Source organism: Amycolatopsis sp. NPDC051903, assembly GCF_044452505.1.
Taxonomy (GTDB): Bacteria; Actinomycetota; Actinomycetes; order Mycobacteriales; family Pseudonocardiaceae; genus Amycolatopsis.
On the sequence record NZ_JBITBT010000087.1, the window covers coordinates 1 to 2,835 of the forward strand.

Sequence of the window (2,835 nt, forward strand, 5' to 3'; positions counted from 1 at the left end):
GGTCCAGCCTTCGCCGGACACCGCCGCGTGACGAGGGCCGGACCGCCTCCATCGGCACGGCAAAAGGCCGCTCCGGAACGCCGGCCGGACGGTGCGGGCCGAGACCTCCTGCCTCCCGCACCGGGGCCGTTGGTCTCCGGCCGCCTGGACGTCCACCGAGCACGGCGTGCTCATCGAGCGAGGGCTGCGCGAGTCCGAAGAGGACACGGCCGACGCCTCGGCCCGGTGGTGCGAGCTGCCCGCGGCGACGGGCGAGGTCGACGACCCGGGCAACCCGGCGCACTGGCCGGGGATGATCCGGAGCCTGGGTCACGATGCCGCTGAATCCTTTGTGGACCTGCGCCGCCCTGCATGGAAACGGTGACGGTGGTCCCTTCCGGACGTGCCTCGTTCCCGGCGCGTGCCGGGCCGGGGTGCGGTTGGCTGAACGCGTCCTCGGCGACCGGACACGAGGAGGAATCGTGAGCGCGAAAGCAGTCTGCCCGGGCGGGCTGGGGTGTTCCTTCGGGATGGCCGTGGGCTCGGCGGAGGCGATGCGGCGCGGGAGGCCGTGGACCGTGCCGGTGGATGTGCACCGGAGGGCCGGCGAGATCGTCCGGCAACCCCGGAGGCCGTGGTGGGGGAGCCGGTCGTCGTCGGTGGTGAGCCGGGAGCGGGAACCCGCCAGAGCCGGCGAACGTGAACACGGCGGCCGGGCGACGCGGAACTGGGTGCGGGCCGAAGCGGGTGCAGCGGCCGGGATCGGTGTGCGTCCGAAGTGGACCTTCTGCACCCGGCCGGAGGTCCGTCCGCGGTTCGCGCTGCTTTCGTCCCGCCGGGAAGGGACTTCGGCCCCTGACCGACACTGGCGTTGCCGAGCGACCGTGGGGTGCCGCCGGGGGACGGCGGTGCGAACGGAGGCAGGACGTGGCGGGAACGGCAGCCCGCGCCGCGGTGGTGGCGGGAGTCGACGAGTCGGAGGCGGCGCTGGCGGCCGTCCGGTGGGCGGCCGAGGAGGCCACCAACCGGGGCCGCCGGTTGCTGCTGTGCCACGCCGGGATGTTCGACACCGCCGATCTCGGCCGGCACGAGCGCACGAAGGACGCCCCCTTGTTGCTCGAAAACGCGCACCACTGGCTCAAGCGGGCAGCGCGGGTCGCCGAGGCGACGGCACCCGGCGTGCCGATCGAGTACCTGGTCCGCCTTGGCATCGCCGGCGAGCTGCTGGTCGAGCTGTCGGGAGAGGCGGAGCTGCTCGTGCTGGGTTCGCACGGCATCGGCGGCCTGCGCGGTGCGGCGATCGGTTCGGTCGCGCTGCGCGTCGCCGCGAGTGCGCACTGTCCGGTCGTGGTCGTGCGGGGCGCCGTGAAGCGGGACGGTCCGGTGGTCGCCGGCGTCGACGGTGACGATCGCGTGCTGGAGTTCGCGTTCGAAGCCGCACAGAGCCGGCGCGTGCCGGTGGTCGCCGTGCACGCGTGGCACGAAGGCCTGATGGATGAGCCGGAGGTCGTCGAAGCTGCCGAACAGACTGAGAGACAGGCATTGCGCCGTCGGGTCGAAGGGCTCTGCGGCAAATACCCCGACGTGATCGCGCGAGGCCGCGCGGTTCGCGACCGCTCGGCCGCGCGGGCGCTCATGAACTTCGACGACGCGCAGCTGGTCGTCATCGGCACCCGGGGCCGGGGACCGGTCGCGGGCGGGCTGTTCGGCTCGACCGGCAACCGGCTGCTCGCGCAGTCGGGGTGCCCGGTCGGGGTCGTCCACTGAAGGTCCACTGAAGCCGGAGGAGGAACCTCGTGCGCGCACGCGACATCATGACCCGTCCGGTGGCGCGGTTCGAGCCCGCCACGTCGGTGCGGGAAGCCATCGCGTCACAGGTGCGCGGCCTGTTCAGCGACTGCACGGGACGCCTCGAGCTGTGGTCGGTGTCCGTCACGGGCGGCCTCGTGACCGTTCGCGGGAAGTTCAGCGACGAAGCCGAGCGACGGCTCGGGACCGCGCTCGCGAAGACCGTCGAAGGCGTGACCGCGGTGCGACTGGCGGCGGCCTTCGGCGTGGACCTCGAGGAGGGGTGATGCACGCACAACCCGGTGACTGGCTCGTCGTGAAGGGAGTCCGGGTCGACCTGCCCGAGCAGCGCGGCCGGATCATCGCGGTCGGCGGATCCGGCGGCACGCCACCGTTCACCGTCCGCTGGCTCGCCGACGACCGCGTGTCGACGGTGTTCCCCGGTCCGGACGCGATCGTGCTGACGCAACCCGAGATCACCGAGCGCGACGAGCAGGACCGCGCGAGGTTGGAGCGGTTTCGCGCGCTCCGGCGAGCGGGAGCTGCGCACGGTGTCCGGACGTGAGGAGCGCGTGGTGCCGGCGCAGGCTCGACGACCTGCCGCAGGCGTCCTGCGTGAGCACCCGGAAGTGCCGGTCCGCCACGGCCCGCCCCGTGGCGGCCGCGTACTGCCCATCGCCCCGGGCCCGGTCGTGGCGGACTGCCAGACGCTGTGGGACCTGCCGGGGGAGCACCAGGACCCGGGCGTGGCCCGCGGTTTGCTCGTTCACCGTCGGCGGACCCCGGGCGAGCGTTCGAGGTGCGGCCGGGTATCGAGGTCGACGCGGCGCGGCAGTGCGTCGCCCCTTGGCGACGGCGTGCTGACCGGACTCGAGGCACTGCACAGCCGGTGACGTTGGTCCTTCACCGCGGTGACTCCGGACCGGTGGGCGAGGCGCCGCGGGATGCCTATTTTCGATGCAGCGCAAGGTGAAGGAGGGCCCGATGCGTGCACGAGACGTGATGTCCGCGCCGGTGGTGACGGTTCACCCGTGGGCTCCGGTCAAAGAGGCCGCCGAAGTGCTGTCC

The 2,835-nt window shown here is 73.1% G+C and carries 4 protein-coding genes; all 4 read left to right on the forward strand.

The features are described from left to right. Positions 1-166: 166 nt before the first annotated feature. The 4 genes from ACIA77_RS52310 to ACIA77_RS52325 all read left to right on the forward strand — a co-directional run bounded on the left by ACIA77_RS52310 (position 167) and on the right by ACIA77_RS52325 (position 2,332). Positions 167-364 carry a hypothetical protein gene (locus ACIA77_RS52310; protein ID WP_395893728.1) on the forward strand — a complete coding sequence of 66 codons (198 nt, stop codon included), beginning with the start codon at positions 167-169 and terminating at the stop codon, positions 362-364. Positions 365-906: 542 nt separating this feature from the next. Then, complete coding sequence (locus ACIA77_RS52315) at positions 907-1,746, forward strand: universal stress protein (RefSeq protein WP_395893729.1); 840 nt, start codon at positions 907-909, stop codon at positions 1,744-1,746. Positions 1,747-1,775: 29 nt separating this feature from the next. Beyond that, on the forward strand, positions 1,776-2,054 hold the full coding sequence (locus tag ACIA77_RS52320) for a hypothetical protein (RefSeq protein ID WP_395893730.1): 279 nt from the start codon (positions 1,776-1,778) through the stop codon (positions 2,052-2,054). Next, complete coding sequence (locus ACIA77_RS52325) at positions 2,054-2,332, forward strand: DUF1918 domain-containing protein (RefSeq protein WP_395893731.1); 279 nt, start codon at positions 2,054-2,056, stop codon at positions 2,330-2,332. Before ACIA77_RS52320 ends, ACIA77_RS52325 begins: the two co-directional genes overlap by 1 nt. Positions 2,333-2,835 lie beyond the last annotated feature (503 nt).